The sequence below is a fragment of the Enterococcus sp. DIV2449a genome (assembly GCF_051711225.1).
GTDB lineage: Bacteria > Bacillota > Bacilli > Lactobacillales > Enterococcaceae > Enterococcus_D > Enterococcus_D casseliflavus.
The window spans coordinates 2415703-2430628 of record NZ_JBIOME010000001.1; the positions used below are offsets into that span (position 1 = coordinate 2415703).

Annotated in this window: 14 protein-coding genes; 4 read left to right on the top strand and 10 right to left on the bottom strand. The window is 41.9% G+C overall.

Annotated elements, in window-relative coordinates; genetic code table 11:
• Positions 1-96 precede the first annotated feature (96 nt).
• From IGI76_RS11350 to tuf, 5 genes are all read right to left on the bottom strand, one after another.
• The gene (locus tag IGI76_RS11350) at positions 97-1992 is read right to left on the bottom strand and encodes a cell division site-positioning protein MapZ family protein (RefSeq protein ID WP_231435156.1); all 1896 of its coding nucleotides are present in this window, start codon (positions 1990-1992) and stop codon (positions 97-99) included.
• Positions 1993-2300: 308 nt separating this feature from the next.
• The gene (rpoD, locus tag IGI76_RS11355) at positions 2301-3407 is read right to left on the bottom strand and encodes an RNA polymerase sigma factor RpoD (protein WP_005229298.1); all 1107 of its coding nucleotides are present in this window, start codon (positions 3405-3407) and stop codon (positions 2301-2303) included.
• Between the two features lie 23 nt (positions 3408-3430).
• A complete protein-coding gene (gene dnaG, locus IGI76_RS11360) occupies positions 3431-5269 on the bottom strand; it encodes a DNA primase (RefSeq protein ID WP_438781552.1) in 1839 nt (612 codons plus the stop codon).
• A 158-nt stretch (positions 5270-5427) separates the two neighbouring features.
• Positions 5428-6057 (bottom strand): lysozyme family protein, encoded by a 630-nt coding sequence (locus IGI76_RS11365; protein ID WP_231435157.1) that lies wholly within the window; start codon positions 6055-6057, stop codon positions 5428-5430.
• A 216-nt stretch (positions 6058-6273) separates the two neighbouring features.
• Positions 6274-7461 carry an elongation factor Tu gene (gene tuf / locus IGI76_RS11370; RefSeq protein ID WP_231435158.1) on the bottom strand — a complete coding sequence of 396 codons (1188 nt, stop codon included), beginning with the start codon at positions 7459-7461 and terminating at the stop codon, positions 6274-6276.
• 246 nt (positions 7462-7707) lie between these two features.
• Here tuf and IGI76_RS11375 point away from each other — a divergent pair, with 246 nt between their 5' ends.
• Positions 7708-8067, top strand: a complete 360-nt coding sequence (locus tag IGI76_RS11375) for a YxeA family protein (protein WP_231435159.1) — start codon at positions 7708-7710, stop codon at positions 8065-8067.
• A gap of 195 nt (positions 8068-8262) precedes the next feature.
• Here the strand turns inward: IGI76_RS11375 and IGI76_RS11380 are convergent, their stop codons facing one another.
• Positions 8263-9267, bottom strand: coding sequence for a nucleoid-associated protein (locus tag IGI76_RS11380; RefSeq protein WP_333718631.1), 1005 nt, complete (start codon positions 9265-9267; stop codon positions 8263-8265).
• A gap of 163 nt (positions 9268-9430) precedes the next feature.
• On the opposite strand from IGI76_RS11380, the gene IGI76_RS11385 reads away from it, so the two are divergent.
• From IGI76_RS11385 to IGI76_RS11395, 3 genes are all read left to right on the top strand, one after another.
• A complete protein-coding gene (locus IGI76_RS11385; protein WP_376717225.1) occupies positions 9431-10276 on the top strand; it encodes an aldo/keto reductase in 846 nt (281 codons plus the stop codon).
• A gap of 26 nt (positions 10277-10302) precedes the next feature.
• Positions 10303-10584: a hypothetical protein gene (locus tag IGI76_RS11390; protein ID WP_015510084.1), complete on the top strand. Its 282-nt coding sequence runs from the start codon at positions 10303-10305 to the stop codon at positions 10582-10584.
• Between the two features lie 114 nt (positions 10585-10698).
• Positions 10699-11418, top strand: a complete 720-nt coding sequence (locus IGI76_RS11395) for a hypothetical protein (RefSeq protein ID WP_231435162.1) — start codon at positions 10699-10701, stop codon at positions 11416-11418.
• A gap of 143 nt (positions 11419-11561) precedes the next feature.
• On the opposite strand, the gene IGI76_RS11400 is transcribed toward IGI76_RS11395, so the two are convergent.
• The 4 genes from IGI76_RS11400 to IGI76_RS11415 are packed head-to-tail and all read right to left on the bottom strand — an operon-like array spanning position 11562 to position 14909.
• Positions 11562-12056, bottom strand: a complete 495-nt coding sequence (locus tag IGI76_RS11400) for a hypothetical protein (protein ID WP_430615745.1) — start codon at positions 12054-12056, stop codon at positions 11562-11564.
• Between the two features lie 18 nt (positions 12057-12074).
• Complete coding sequence (dgoD, locus tag IGI76_RS11405; RefSeq protein WP_060792348.1) at positions 12075-13223, bottom strand: galactonate dehydratase; 1149 nt, start codon at positions 13221-13223, stop codon at positions 12075-12077.
• A 30-nt stretch (positions 13224-13253) separates the two neighbouring features.
• Entirely contained in the window at positions 13254-14609 is a 1356-nt protein-coding gene (locus IGI76_RS11410) for a PTS galactitol transporter subunit IIC (RefSeq protein WP_333718633.1), read from the bottom strand.
• A gap of 21 nt (positions 14610-14630) precedes the next feature.
• Entirely contained in the window at positions 14631-14909 is a 279-nt protein-coding gene (locus IGI76_RS11415; RefSeq protein ID WP_005229267.1) for a PTS sugar transporter subunit IIB, read from the bottom strand.
• Positions 14910-14926 lie beyond the last annotated feature (17 nt).

Consider the following 14926-nt stretch of genomic DNA (forward strand, 5'->3'; position numbering starts at 1 on the left):
GATTATCTTTCATCATATCGAAAACAGGGAGGGGAAACAAGTATTTTTCACATGTGCATGTAATAACTCTGAAAGTTTTCTAGTGACTCAGGAGACTTAGCGAACGGTGTGATCGTTCCCATTGCCTCTGAAATAGCCAGTTTTGGCGTTTACCGTAAATAAGTATAGCGGGAACGCTGAATCATCCGTTCCTTTAAGCAAGCTGCCTTGGGCATTTGTCGCATAAAAATTGTAATAGCCTTCGCCGTTGACGATCCGCACGCGTTCAAAAGTATAACCACCATCAACCACGTAACCACGGGCAATCGCTGTGGCAATGATTTTTTCTTGGACACCATCTGCCCACACCCAAGCGCTATTGTTTACATCATTCAAATCACTTTGACGGGCTGGAATAATTGGCTGATTATTGGTATTTGTTGGCGTATTTGGCGAAAGCACATACTCTTCTTCAGACGTGCTTTGTGCAGGCGTCGCAGCGCTTGTAGAACCGCCGCTTGAAGCGGAAGCGGTGTTCTCAGAAGCCGCCGCTTGTGCTGCTTCTTGGGCCGCTTGTTGTTGTGCCGCTGCTTCTTGCGTAGCGGTTTCACGCTTCGTCAACGCAGTATCGACTTTGCGCAGATCAGCAGTGAGACTTTCCACCAATGAATCGATCGGTAAAGCTTGGACTTTTTTCATCAAGGCATTGTAGTTCTCACGGGTGACACTTGCAGGTGCTTCACCATCACCACTTAAAGCCACCATGCTCTTCACCGCATTTTGAACTTCCTCGATCGCACTGAACTCTTTTTGTCCCATGTCGATGGCTTGATTGATCAACTCATCAAAGGCATCCCCGTTCTCACGCTTCGCCATTGTGACGGCAGCCGCTTCTTTCAATGAGACTTCTTCCAATTGATCTTCCACAACGGCAGGACTGCTAAAATAGCTGTTGATCTCGGTCAAAGTTGCTAGTTTGTCAGCGATCGTCGCAGCTTCTTGTGACAAGGCATCGTACCGTTCATGGTCTTGAAACTCTGCCAACTGATTCGTCACAGCCGTCAGCTGTTCTGATGTTTTGTCGTTTTTAATGAACACTCGTTCATCATTTGTATAAAAATCATTCAGCTCATTTTCAATTTGATCGAGTGTACGGTTTTCCTGCGCCAGTTGCGTTTCTCGGGCTGTTTCTTGTTGCTGCTGTTGATAGTAATACGCCCAACCGCCACCAGCTGCCACTAATAAACAAGCCGCTGTAATATAGAGTGCTTTGCGAGGACTCTTCTTTTTTTCGCTAGGCGTCGACGTTTTTTCTTCAGTAGTCGCCTTTTTCGGTGCTTCATCCGCTGCGGTGATCGGCTCAGGAATTGGATCGATCACTGGTTCTGGCTGCTTCTTCGCTTCTTCAATGACTGGATCCGTCACTGGTTCATCTTCGCTTATCAGTAGAGGTTCCTCACTGGCTTGTTCCTGACTTTCTTCTTCAGTAGCAGACAAATCATCAGTGGCGGCTTCTGCTTCTAGAGCAGCGGCTTTTTCTTCTTCATCAAGTTTGTGTTGGCGGATATAAGCAGCCAAAATATCAGCGTCATGCTGTTCCTCCGTACTTAATGCATCGGTTTCACTTGCTTCCTCACTGGCTGATGTCGCATGCTCTTGCGTTGCGCTAGAACTTTCTACTTCCGTTTTTTCCTCAGCTTCTTTCTTAGAGGCTGATGTGGGGGTTACATGTTGCTCATCGGAAAAAGTCCCTTGCTGCGCGAGGTCGATCGTTTCTTCATTTGAGGATGGCCGATCACCTAAGTGCTCCTCCATTTTTCCGATCGGGACGTTTTTAAAGTCTGACCAGCGAATATCATCATTTTTATTCTGTGGCTCTTCTGGCGTAACGGAAGAGTCAGATGTTGGTTCCAGTTCATTCTCCTTTGCCTGGTTCCATTGGAACCCGCAATTGGGACAAACGGGTGTTTCTTCTATTGCTTGAAATCCACATTCAGGACATGTCTTCTTCATTGATTCAAACTGACTCCTTTTGTTTTTTGCATTTCCTTTTATGAAGCAGTCGCCTCTTTCATCAGACGCTTGCTGTACCTACTGCTTCTTTTTTTAGACCAGCAAATAATGGGTCTTTTTTGACACTTCGTTGTTTGTTACGTTTTGATGCAGATGCACAAAATTAAATTTATCACATTCTTGGCAATTAGCCAACACTTGCTTGGTTACGTTTTTATTAAGTTCTTTACCAATCTTGTGTCGAGAGGACAGAATCTGAATAAAAAAGACTTTCCAAAGGGTTCCTTTGGAAAGTCGATAAACCTTGATTATTCTAAGAAATCTTTCAATTGTTTTGAACGAGATGGATGGCGTAGTTTCCGTAATGCTTTTGCTTCGATCTGACGAATCCGTTCTCTCGTTACCCCAAAGACTTTGCCGACTTCTTCTAATGTCCGAGTACGACCATCATCGATTCCGAAACGCAAGCGCAGCACGTTTTCTTCACGGTCAGTCAACGTATCCAGTACATCTTCTAGCTGCTCTTTCAACAGCTCATAAGCCGCATGCTCTGCTGGACTTGTGGCATCTTGGTCTTCAATAAAATCACCTAGATGAGAATCGTCTTCTTCACCGATCGGTGTTTCTAATGAAACAGGTTCTTGAGCGATCTTCAAGATTTCACGAACTTTTTCCGTCGGCAGATCCATTTCTGCGCCGATTTCTTCTGGTGTCGGTTCGCGCCCTAAGTCTTGCAGCAATTGCCGTTGAATACGGATCAATTTGTTGATGGTTTCCACCATATGCACAGGAATACGAATGGTTCGCGCTTGGTCAGCGATCGCACGGGTGATCGCTTGACGGATCCACCAGGTCGCATAGGTCGAGAATTTGAACCCTTTGCGGTAGTCGAATTTCTCAACGGCTTTCATCAAGCCCATGTTTCCTTCTTGGATCAAATCAAGGAATTGCATTCCTCGACCCACATAACGTTTGGCAATACTAACGACCAAACGTAGGTTGGCTTCTGCCAAACGCTGTTTTGCCTCTTGATCGCCTTCTTCGATTTTCAGTGCGAGCGCCACTTCTTCTTCTGCGGTCAATAACGGCACACGACCGATTTCTTTCAAGTACATCCGAACGGGGTCATTGATTTTCACACCAGTTGGTGCAGACAGATCTTCTTGAGGTTGTGTTTCTTGTCGTTTTTCATTGCTCTTTAGACTATGGACTGAAGGCTCTCCATTTTCATCCACGACACTGATGCCTGAATCCTCCAGTTTTTGAATTAATTTGTCCATTGCATCAGCATCCAAAGTATACGGCGTTGCTAAACGATTCGTAATGTCATCGTAAACAACTTGCCCCTTTGTTTTGTTTTCTCGGATGTATTCGGCAACTGCTTTGTCATACGTTTTTTTTGTTTCTTCTGCCATGAAAGAAAGCCCCTTTCAGTTCGCTATTTAGCTTGTTTCAACCGTTTGGTCAAATCAATGATTTCGATCGCAAGTTCAAGTTCTAATTGCTGGTTTCCTTTTTGTCTTGCTTCTTGCTGCTGGATTCGTTTTTGATTGATTTCTTCAGCAATGCCCGACTTTTGAAATACCTGCAGAATGTCCTGAAATTCTTGTTCAGTCCCTTCCTCAGAAGCTTTAAGATCTGCAATATCGATCACCATTTTTTTCATTGAATCTTCTTTTAAAAAATCTAAGAACTTTGCTAAAACAAAGTGTTCTTCTGTTTCCATATACGCATCAAACAGCAGATAAAGCTGTTGGTAACGATCATGGATAAAGGATATGCCACTCGCTCGAAAGCGATGGTTTAACGTACTGTCATGAAACAAACGGTACAATAATAATTCTTGTGCTTTTTCTACCTGTGTTTTGGGCTGTTGCCGCGTTGGCGGCGTAAAGACCATAGGATTATTGGTTGTTGGCGCTGGCGGCGGTGCATCTTGCCGCGGCTGCTGCTCTTGCCGGTTTTGCTTGAGCTGCTGCTGCAAGGTCTCACGGCTCAAGTTGAACTCTGTGGACAACTGAGTCAAATAACGGTCTTGCTCCAGCAAAGAATCCACCCGCTGTAATTCTTTTAATACTACTTGGACATAATCTAGCTGCTCTTTCTCATTGGCCAAATTTCGATTCGCTCGATGGTAATCCATTTTGAAAGCAAAGACGGTTTCTTTCCCATGTACAGCTAATTTATAAAAAGCTTCTGTCCCATATTTGCGCAAATAGTCATCTGGGTCCATCCGTTCCGGCACTCGAACCACAGATAATTTCAAGCGGCTATTGTTTTGCAAAAGATCGATCCCACGGTTCGTGGCTTCAACCCCTGCACTATCTCCATCGTAACAAAGAATCACTTCTTGTGCCACTCGCTCGATGTGGGCGATCTGCTGATTGGTCAGGCTGGTCCCCATCGAGGCGATCCCATTTTCGATCCCTGCTTGCCAAGCGGCGATCACGTCCATAAATCCTTCAAATAAATACACTTGGCCATCTTTACGCATCGCTCGTCGCGCTTTGTCAAAGTTGAAAAGAACCTCGCGTTTATTGAAAAGAATCGTTTCAGGACTATTTAAATATTTTGGTTGGTCTTGATCACCGACTTTTTCGCTTGCTAACCAACGACCAGAAAAACCAATCGTTTTTACCTGAGGATTGCGGATCGGAAACATGATTCGCTGGTAAAAGCGATCCGCCAGTGAGCCATCGTTGCGCTGAACAAAGAGTCCTGTATCAGGAAAAAACTCTGCTTTGGCTTTTTCATTCAAAAAAACTTTCTCCAAAAACGAGCGTTCATTCGGTGCAAAGCCAATATTGAACTCTTCGATCAGTGCCATCGTCAAGCCACGATCTAATAAATAATCAAGCGCTTCTTGTCCAGCAGCCGTATTCACCAACATGTGATGATAGACTTCGGCGGCTTTTTCATGTAACGCAATCAATTGACTCGTTTGTGAGGTCGCTTCATTGATGCCTTCAGACTGCTGATATTGCGGATCAAGAGGAATATCGTTCATTTCTGCTACTTTGACGACTGCTTCTGGAAAACTGATCCCTTCAAGCTCCTGTAAGAAACCATACACATTTCCACCACGACCACAACCAAAGCAATGAAAAATTTGTTTGTCCTCTGCAACGGAAAAAGAAGGTGATTTTTCATTATGGAACGGACACAAACCAAAATAATTTTTTCCAGACTTCTTTAACTGGACATACTGTCCCACGATATCGACGATATTGCTACGTTCGCGAATGTCGTCAATGACCGTTTGAGGAATTCGTGCCATCCACTCACCTCCATTTGGTAAGTATTCATCGGTTTACTAGGTAAAAAAACGCACTAATAGATATCAGTGCGAAGAATAATTAGACAGAATCACTCATAATGATTTTACCATATTTTATTTGTATTTCAAGCTTTTTTGTTTCACTTATTTTACAACGCTTATGAAAAGAAACGCGCCGTAACATTGATCTTCCATTGATTCATTTTTATTAAATCAGCGTAGAATAAATTGCCGCCGTTATGATACAAGTGACCACCATTATAAAAAACGGATTGGATGCCCCAATAACGATAGGTTTGTTCTGTATCATTGCCTAACAACGGGGATAAAACCTCTCTGGAATATGTTTCTGCTAATTCTAAGGTGTTCATGCCACCCCGTTCAGCGACATAATCAATATAATCTGTCCCAAAATTATAAGCCTGGACTGCGGTCCAAAGATCACAGTTCATTTGCTCGGCTTTTTCGATCAACTCGGCTAAATAAGAAACCCCTTGTTCGATGCTTTGTTCTGGCGTATCAAATTGATTTTGTTTTCCATATACACTTTCAGAACTTTGCATCGGGTCATTGCCTTGTCCTTTTGACTCCGTCAGCATGATACTCATTGCTAAAGACTGATATTCAGAGATGTCGTGGGCTTGTGTCTGCTGTGCGATTTCCTCTTCATACGCATAGACAGCTTTCAATGCCGTGTAATTTCGATAGCCCCAAACCCCTGCTCCGATCAGCAGCAGCAAGAGCGCAAGCTTCAGTACAAATCCTAGGAAACGTCGAATTTTTCTCATCAAATACATCCCATCTTTTCTAAGTCAGAATCTATCGTACTATGAAATGAACAGGCTGACTAGAATTTTTTCTCTCCTAAAAAATCCTTAATAAAATCACAAGATTATTTAGAAAAAAACAAGCAATCCTAAGCTGATGGAGGGATTGTTGATGGTTTGACATGAAAAAAGGAAACAGTGCTCCTTCAGATAATGGAAGCACTGTTTCACTATTTTTTATTTTTCGATCGTGGTCACGATACCAGAACCAACTGTTCGTCCACCTTCACGAATGGAGAAGGTCGTTCCATTTTCTACAGCGATCGGATGGATCAATTCCACATCGATCGTTACGTTGTCACCAGGCATCACCATTTCCGTTCCTTCTGGTAAAACGATATTCCCAGTTACGTCCGTTGTACGGAAGTAAAATTGTGGGCGATAGTTATTAAAGAATGGGGTATGGCGACCGCCTTCTTCCTTCGTCAACACATAGACTTCTGCTTGGAATTTCGTATGTGGTGTGATGGAACCTGGTTTTGCTAACACTTGGCCACGTTCAATTTCATCACGGGTGATCCCCCGTAACAATACCCCTACGTTATCGCCAGCTTCGCCAAAGTCCATCGTTTTGCGAAACATTTCTACCCCAGTGACAATTGCTTTTTGTGTTTCAGGTTTGATTCCGACGATCTCTACTTCATCCCCGACTTTTACCATGCCACGATCAATCCGACCAGAAGCAACGGTTCCCCGTCCTGTAATCGAAAAGACATCTTCGATTGGTAACAATAATGGTTTGTCTGTATCACGTTCAGGCGTTGGGATATATTCATCTACTGTATCCATCAGCGTTAAGATCGCTGCTTCAGCATCTGGGTCCCCTTCCAAGGCTTTTAACGCAGAGCCCTTGATCACAGGAATGTCGTCGCCAGGAAAATCATATTCAGTCAGCAATTCTCTGACTTCCATTTCAACTAAATCGATCAACTCGTCATCATCGACAAGGTCCGTCTTATTCAAAAAGACGATCAAATGTTTCACACCCACTTGACGAGAAAGCAAAATATGCTCCCGTGTTTGTGGCATTGGGCCATCTGTCGCTGATACGACCAAGATTGCACCGTCCATTTGAGCAGCCCCTGTAATCATATTTTTCACATAATCCGCGTGTCCCGGTGCATCGATATGGGCATAGTGCCGTTTTTCCGTTTCATATTCCACATGAGCAGTATTGATGGTGATACCACGTTCGCGTTCCTCAGGAGCCGCGTCGATACTTGCGTAATCTTGCGGATTGGCAAGTCCTTTTTTCCCAAGAACTGTGGTAATAGCAGCAGTCAAGGTTGTTTTCCCATGGTCGACGTGTCCTATCGTTCCGATATTAACATGGGGTTTGCTACGATCATAATGTTGTTTTGCCATATTGTTTCCCTCCTAGAGAAAGTTGAGTCGTTGGTTGACTCGAATCATATTTTTGCGATTTACGCTTCCAAAGAGATAAGGATTAACTTATTTTTTGTAAGTTTAAATCTACCCTTATTATAGGTCAAAATTAGTCAAAGTCAAGCAAGAGGACTCGGCAGCTAATCCCTAAGAATTTCTTTGCTTTTTGTGATCCATTGGACGCAAGCCTAGTTTTTATGAATAATAGAAGATGAGGTGAGAAATGTGAAGAAAATCATTGCAGCGCTGGTTTTTACAGCAATTTTTCTTGGCGGCTGCTTCCTTACTTATGACTATTACTATGGTGGAAGTGACTACTATACAGTTATCAACGATGCGGGGGAACACGATACCGAAGTCAGTGAAGAGGGGGTCGTTGAAAACATCTATCGTTATACACAAACAGCCTACAGCGCCTCTGGTGACGTCAAAACGGTCAAAATGAATGAACACCGTTCCGCTCCTTTGAAAGAAGGCGCCTATTTGAAACTATTGGTCAATCCAAACAAAGGCGTTATAAGCTGGGAAGAAGTTTCTGAAGAAGACGTTCCTCAAGCGGCTCTTGAAAAGTTGACCCCTCAATAATTGCTGCTGTCGATCAAGCAAGCGTCTGTAAAAAAGCAGGGCGTCCTCTTTCTAAATGAGGACGCCCTGCTTTTTGTGCTCTATAATTTATGGGCCTGATGAATCAGAATTGATTCTTCAGCTCCATTTTCATTATTGACAAAGAGCCGCTTTTTTGTACTTGTTCTGCCATCGTCTGCTTAGAAACAGCTCTTGTTACATCCGATTAATCACTTCTTCTACATTTTTGATCGTTACGGAAATCGTGCCATCGGGATTATTGATAAATTCGATCAAATTCGGATCTCGGTAAACATCCAAAGGAACGATCAATTCGATTCCATTCGATAATTTTAGTTTTTGCTTACCAAATTTTTTCTCCGAGATCTCACGAACATCCCGCATCATCGGTGCTTGATTGACGAATCCTTTTTCAACCACTTCTTCTTGAAATGAAAGCTGAGCAGTAATATTGTCTTTAAAGACTTTTTGCGCCACTTCACTCACATCGATATGACCAGACTCTTCGATCGTGTCGTAGACCGCTTCTTTCAAATCGGCAACAACGTTATAGGTGGGTGTTTCAAATTTCTGACCAATTTTTTCGGCTACTTTTTTGATGACTTTGACATTTTCTTCTAAAGATGGGATCGGTTCGGCATCAATGACTTTTGTTGAAAAGTAGGCGTATTTTTCACCTGAAAAGCTATATTTCTTTTCAATCAGTTCAAAGCCTAAGCTCTCCACATCGATCGTGATCCCTTCATCTGCCTTTTGGGTTTTACCTGCTAGTAAGGCACGATGCAAAATCAAATTATTTTCGATCCCAGCCTCCCCATTATCAATAAAATGCGTATAGCCATCTTGATAATTGACCTTCAAAAAAGCCAGCTGCATTCTTGTATCTAATTCATATAAGACGACAAACGCATCCGCACTTGGCGCATCTTCACTTTCCTTGTACGCTTCATACCAGCGTTGCACGATCGATTCACTGGCTGCGATAAAGTCGTCTGGTGCTTGTTTGACCAATTGAGCGATCGTTGAAGTTTCGAGTAAACGACCTGTTTTGGTTTGCGGTGTAGCAAGTTTCTGTATTTTCTTCGTCAAATAATCACGAATGTATTCCGTTGTTAAATCAAGTTCAACTTGAGAAAAAACTGGATCGCCTGTTTGACGGTCCACAATGTGTAAAATCGCATGTTTCAAATAAATATCCATTGGTTACGCTCCTTATCCATTTGTCTAGTGTACAAAATAAATAGGCGAACTGACAAGAGCGAATCGGCATTTTCCTTCAACATTCGCTTTCTTTTTAAAAGGTGCAATCATTGGAAATTCCTGCCTCGTCTGCTAAACTAGAAGTATCACAGAAAACGGAGGAATGAACATGAACAGCTATACGTTATCAAACAATGTGACCATCCCTGAGCTAGGCTTTGGCACATGGCAAACACCAGACGGCGACGTTGCCGTAGCATCAGTCAAAAAAGCACTAGAAGTAGGTTACCGCCATATTGATACAGCACAAGGCTATAAAAACGAAGCCAGTGTTGGTCAAGCGATCAAAGAAAGCGGCATTCCCCGCGAAGAGCTTTTCTTGACTACAAAATTATGGAATGCGAACCATTCTTATGATCTTGTGATGTCCTCTTTTGAAGAATCTTTAGAAAAATTACAAACAGACTATATCGATCTTTTCTTGATCCATTGGCCAAATCCAGTGGCTTTTCGCGACAATTGGCAAACAGCGAACGCAGAAACATGGCGTGCTTTTGAAGAGTTGTATCAAGCAGGCAAAATCAAAGCGATCGGCGTCAGCAACTTCTTACCACATCATTTTGAAGAATTGAAAAAAACAGCGACTATCTTCCCAATGGTCAATCAAATTTTCCTTGCACCTGGCGAGTTACAAGAAGAAGTCGTGACTTATTCCCAAGAACACGATGTATTGCTTGAAGCATACAGCCCATTAGGTACTGGGAAGATCTTTGATGTACCAGAAATGAAAACATTAGCTGAAAAGCATCAAAAATCAATCGCTCAAGTTGCATTACGCTGGTCTTTACAACATGGTTTCTTGCCATTACCAAAATCAGTCACACCAAGTCGGATCGAAGAAAACATTCACGTCTTTGATTTTGAGCTATCTGAAGAGGACATGAAAACGATCGATCAATTAGATGGTGTGGTTGGGAAAGCGACCAATCCAGATACGACAGGGTTTTAATTTCACTCTCTATAAAGGAGAAGCCTATGAAAAAAACTGATTTGAATCATCTCTCCCCTGCTGTTCAAAAAGCCTTACATGCTGATTTTGTTTTTCTCGTTTGGCCAGACAAAGTCCAACACTTTCCAGCACGTCAATGGACGACCAGCGACTATCAGCAGATGCTGACCGAGAAACTTACTGGGGAACCACGCTTTTTTCTTTGGGAAAACTACTTAGTCGCAACTGGAGAAAATGACCTTTTGGTCCTGATGCCCAAGTACCATCAAATCAATGATCTAGTAGAAACACCAGCGCCGCTTTTTTAGCAGCGTTGGTGTTTTTTCAGGAAGTATATAAATTTTTTTGTATTTTTTCATGAGAATCACTGTTCTTTTCTGCAAATTTTCCTTATAATCGATAGTGATCGAGAGGAGAAGATTATGAAAAAGAAACAATTAGCAAAATTGAAACAACAATTCCGCCCGTCTTATGAAACAGCTCGACAACAGTTGTTTACAGCGATCGAGCGCAAAACAGCAGATAAGTTTGACCTTCCGACGACTGTGTATATCAATCCTAAAAACCAAGAGGAATTATTGATTGAATTGTTGAAGGAAACGCCAAAAGAACAAAAAATCGCTGTTCCTTTAGATGAGAACTTCAAGATCGTCGTGAAACGAATCCAACGCTTAGAAGCTGGTTTGCTTGATCGTTTCAGCGATAACTTAGTCGATGAGATCGCTGCTTACTGGTTGCCGACCAATCCGCAAGAAAGTACGGCACCCGCTCCTGCAAAAGAACCAGCGAAAGTGAAGGAAGAATCAACACCAGCTGAAGCGGCTGCACCGACTACCTCTGCATCAACTAAAGAAGTAGAAAAAGCAACTGAAACAATGGCTGATACTGCTGACAACACAATGACTTTTTCAGCATTTGCTGAAAAAATCGCAGCATTCCCTAAATTTTCTGCCAAACAATCTTCAGGAGAAACGATCGTGATCGAAGCTTCCCCGAAAGAAGATCGTGTTCTAGCAACGATTTCTGAAACAGAAAGTGATACTTTTACCATCGAAACTGCGCTAGAGCGCAAATACAAAGTAAAATTAGAAGTCATTCCATTGATCGAGGCGTATGCCCACACGGCGATTTCGAAACGATAAAAAACTGGGAGAATGGTTCATTCTCCCAGTTTTTTATAACCCGACGATGTGAATAAAAATATAGCTGATTGATTTTTACTCTTTGCTTAAAATCAGTAAGGATTACCACAATTTATTAAATTTGTCCTTCTCCACAAACGAAATTAATGGGATACTTTAGTATTCCTTTGCTTCTTTTGCGTCAATCCTTCTTCCTTAAACACTAGCTTCTCTTCCTTCTTCAATAAACTGAAGTACTCTGCCAAGATTTGCGGTGACTCTGAAAATAAAAGCGAGAAGCGGCTATTTTTGCTTTTATAAAAGGTTACAAAAGTTTGATTATTTACTGTTTGTTCAATCTCTATTGCGGTATATTGATCATATTCACCTTTTAAAACACCCAGTTTGATCAGCTGATCTGCTCCTAAGCCTTCTTTTGAAAAACCAACTAAACAGACTAAGCCGATCAGTGCAAACAATTTCAACTGGTCACTCAACTGATCTGGCCAAAAAATGACGAAAAGAAGCGCAGACAGAATGAAAGCAGTTGCCTTTTTTATAAAGCTCGCTTTTGCCTGCAAAAGAATTTTGCGCTGCTCTTTGAGTTGCATCACTAACAGAACGAGTAAAAATAAGTTGATCATAATTGCTTCCGCCATGAATAACTTCCTTTCAGACTACCATTCTGCAATAGTGCCATCATAGTTCTTCCATTTAGGATTGGTCCAAACCAACCCTTCTTGTGAAATATCTCTAACTCTATCTTCATCCATCTCCAACCCTAAACCGGGCTTACTTGGTAATTCTACATAGCCATCCTTATACTGAAATACTTCTTTGTTTTTCACAAAATCTAACAGATCAAAGCCTTTATTGTAATGGATTCCTAAGCTTTGCTCTTGAATAAAAACATTTGGGGTACAAGAATCAACTTGCAGTGTTGCTGCTAAAGCAACGGGACCATATGGTGCGTGCGGGGCAACAGCCACGTCATAAGCTTCAGCCATGGCAGCTATTTTTCGCATTTCCATGATCCCTCCACATAATGCCACATCAGGCTGGATCACATCTATTGCTCCTTGCTGAAAAAGTGTTTTAAACTGCCAGCGAGTATACAGTCTCTCCCCAGTGGCTAAAGGCGTTGCCACAAGCTGGGCAACTTCTTTAAAATGTTCCTCATTCTCAGGAAGAACAACTTCTTCTAAAAACATTGGATGATAAGGTTCTAATGCCTTCGCTAAAACTTTTGCCATCGGCTTGTGGACTCTCCCATGAAAATCAATTCCAATATCCAATTTATTACCAAAGCGTTCCCTAATCGAAGCGACACGTTCCACCACTTCCTCTATCTTTACATAAGAGTCAATATAGTGCAGTTCCTCTGTTGCGTTCATTTTAACTGCAGTAAACCCACGGTCAACACGATCTTGTGCTTGCTCTGCGACATCATCCGGACGATCACCGCCGATCCAAGAATATACTTTGATTCTGTCACGAGCAGCACCGCCTAATAGTTCGTAGATAGGAACATTCAATGCTTTTCCTTTAATATCCCACAAAGCCATCTCTAGACCAGAAACGATTGTTCCATGTATGGGACCGCCACGAAAGAAAGATCGGTGCATTTCTTGGAACAATCGCTCAATCTCAAACGGGTTTTGTCCTAACAGAAATCTTTCCCCTACCTCATAAGCTCCTGCAACAACTGTTTCGGTTTTTGTTCCAGAAATCATCTCTCCCCAGCCATCGATTCCTTCATCTGTTGACAATTTTACAAAAATCCAGCGGGGTTTTACTTTATATACTGTAATTTTAGAAATTTTCAAAACAATCTACTCCTCTTTTTCGACAATATTTTATTCAATTGCTGCTTCACGATTAATTTTTTTGATTCCTTCAAAGAAATACCATACACCGCCAAATCCTAGAAGAAGAACTGGAATACCAATCATCGGTTCATAGGTGAATGCAATGAAAACCAGGTAACTTTGAATCATTGAAGTTGCTGCAAAAGAAGAAATAAGCATGGCACTGGACCCAAGATCAATCCCTACCTGTTTGGCTATTTCGGTTAGAATAGGTGAAGTGACTGTTCCACACCAAAGCAAAGAGGCTGTGACAACTAAACCGATAATAATGTTTTTCAGCAAGTTTCCTCTAGTCAATGCAACAACCATTGCTACTCGAAATGGAACTACAGCTAAATCGGCAAATGGTAACACACGATTTCCGGGTAAGACCAAAGCCATAGCAATTGTTAAAGGAATAATAATCAGTGCAGTTGTTATAACATCTGGATTGCCCACAACAACCGCTGCATCTAGTCCAATAAATAAACGGCGACCTTTAAATTTCTTTTGAGACCATTTTTGCGCTGCGTCTGAAATAGGCATTAATCCTTCCATAAAAAGAGAGGTCATTTTTGGTATCAGAACAAGGACAGCAGACATAATAACCCCTAATTGAAGAATCTGAGTGATATCATAGCCAGCTAAAAAGCCGATTGCGATACCTATGACACCGCCCATAATCATAGAGTCCCCAAAGAAGCCCAAATATTTTTGTGCATCCTTAATGGTAAACTTGGAATTTCGAAAAAGAGGAATGCGGTCTAAAAGCCAGTTTAACGGCCATGCAATTACTAAAGAAGATAAGGCTGAAACCGTGGGTAATGAAACCCCTGGAATTCCAAAAAAATCTTCAACCAAAGGCTGTGACCAATCAGACATTTTAAATGTGACAATTGCCATTACAACTGATGCGCCCACACCTAACGCTACGTTCTTAGTCACAAAATAAACCATTACACCAACAATAGCCATATGATGATAATTCCAAATATCAACATCCAACGTTTGAGTTCTTTTGAGAACCAACAAGATGATATTAACGATCAATATAGCAAATATAAGCAGTGCAATAATTGGAGATGCCCAAGTAACCGCCGCGATTGAGCCCCATCCTACGTCCAAGGCATCCAGCTGTACGCCGGTCCGCTCTACCATAGCACGGGCTGCTGGTCCGACATTGGTTGTCATAAAATCCAGAATCAGACGAATCCCTGCAAATCCGATTCCTAGTGTTAGCCCAGACTTAAATGCTCTTGAGATTTTCAAACCGAAAATCATGCCGATAATTGTAATAATGACAGGAAGCATCACTGTAGGACCAGCGTCAATAAAGAAATTGAATACATTCATTACATAATTCATTCTTTTTTCTCCTTAAATTTTTTATTTTAAATAATTCAAAATTTCTTCCATAGTTTGTTCAGAACCAATTCCCGTTAAAATAGGCATTCCCTTTACCACAGGAACTTCACCAGTCTGACCTTCAAATTGACCAGTTGTCACTAACAAGTCATAGTCTTGAACTTTACTAGGTACTTCCATCAGTTTGGTTTGGGTTGTGGAAGCCTCAACTCCATGTTCATTCAGATAATCCTTCACTTTTGATGCTACTACGGTTGAAGTCGCAATCCCATTCCCACAAGCAATTAAAATTCTTTTCATTTTCATTTCCTCCTATT

Excerpts from the sequence above, each read along its gene's own strand:
- IGI76_RS11350 (WP_231435156.1), bottom strand. The coding sequence starts at position 1,992 with ATGAAGAAGACATGTCCTGAATGTGGATTTCAAGCAATAGAAGAAACA.
- rpoD (WP_005229298.1), bottom strand. The coding sequence starts at position 3,407 with ATGGCAGAAGAAACAAAAAAAACGTATGACAAAGCAGTTGCCGAATAC.
- dnaG (WP_438781552.1), bottom strand. The coding sequence starts at position 5,269 with ATGGCACGAATTCCTCAAACGGTCATTGACGACATTCGCGAACGTAGC.
- IGI76_RS11365 (WP_231435157.1), bottom strand. The coding sequence starts at position 6,057 with ATGAGAAAAATTCGACGTTTCCTAGGATTTGTACTGAAGCTTGCGCTC.
- tuf (WP_231435158.1), bottom strand. The coding sequence starts at position 7,461 with ATGGCAAAACAACATTATGATCGTAGCAAACCCCATGTTAATATCGGA.
- IGI76_RS11380 (WP_333718631.1), bottom strand. The coding sequence starts at position 9,267 with ATGGATATTTATTTGAAACATGCGATTTTACACATTGTGGACCGTCAA.
- IGI76_RS11385 (WP_376717225.1), top strand. The coding sequence starts at position 9,431 with ATGAACATGAACAGCTATACGTTATCAAACAATGTGACCATCCCTGAG.
- IGI76_RS11390 (WP_015510084.1), top strand. The coding sequence starts at position 10,303 with ATGAAAAAAACTGATTTGAATCATCTCTCCCCTGCTGTTCAAAAAGCC.
- IGI76_RS11395 (WP_231435162.1), top strand. The coding sequence starts at position 10,699 with ATGAAAAAGAAACAATTAGCAAAATTGAAACAACAATTCCGCCCGTCT.
- IGI76_RS11400 (WP_430615745.1), bottom strand. The coding sequence starts at position 12,056 with ATGGCGGAAGCAATTATGATCAACTTATTTTTACTCGTTCTGTTAGTG.
- IGI76_RS11410 (WP_333718633.1), bottom strand. The coding sequence starts at position 14,609 with ATGAATTATGTAATGAATGTATTCAATTTCTTTATTGACGCTGGTCCT.
- IGI76_RS11415 (WP_005229267.1), bottom strand. The coding sequence starts at position 14,909 with ATGAAAAGAATTTTAATTGCTTGTGGGAATGGGATTGCGACTTCAACC.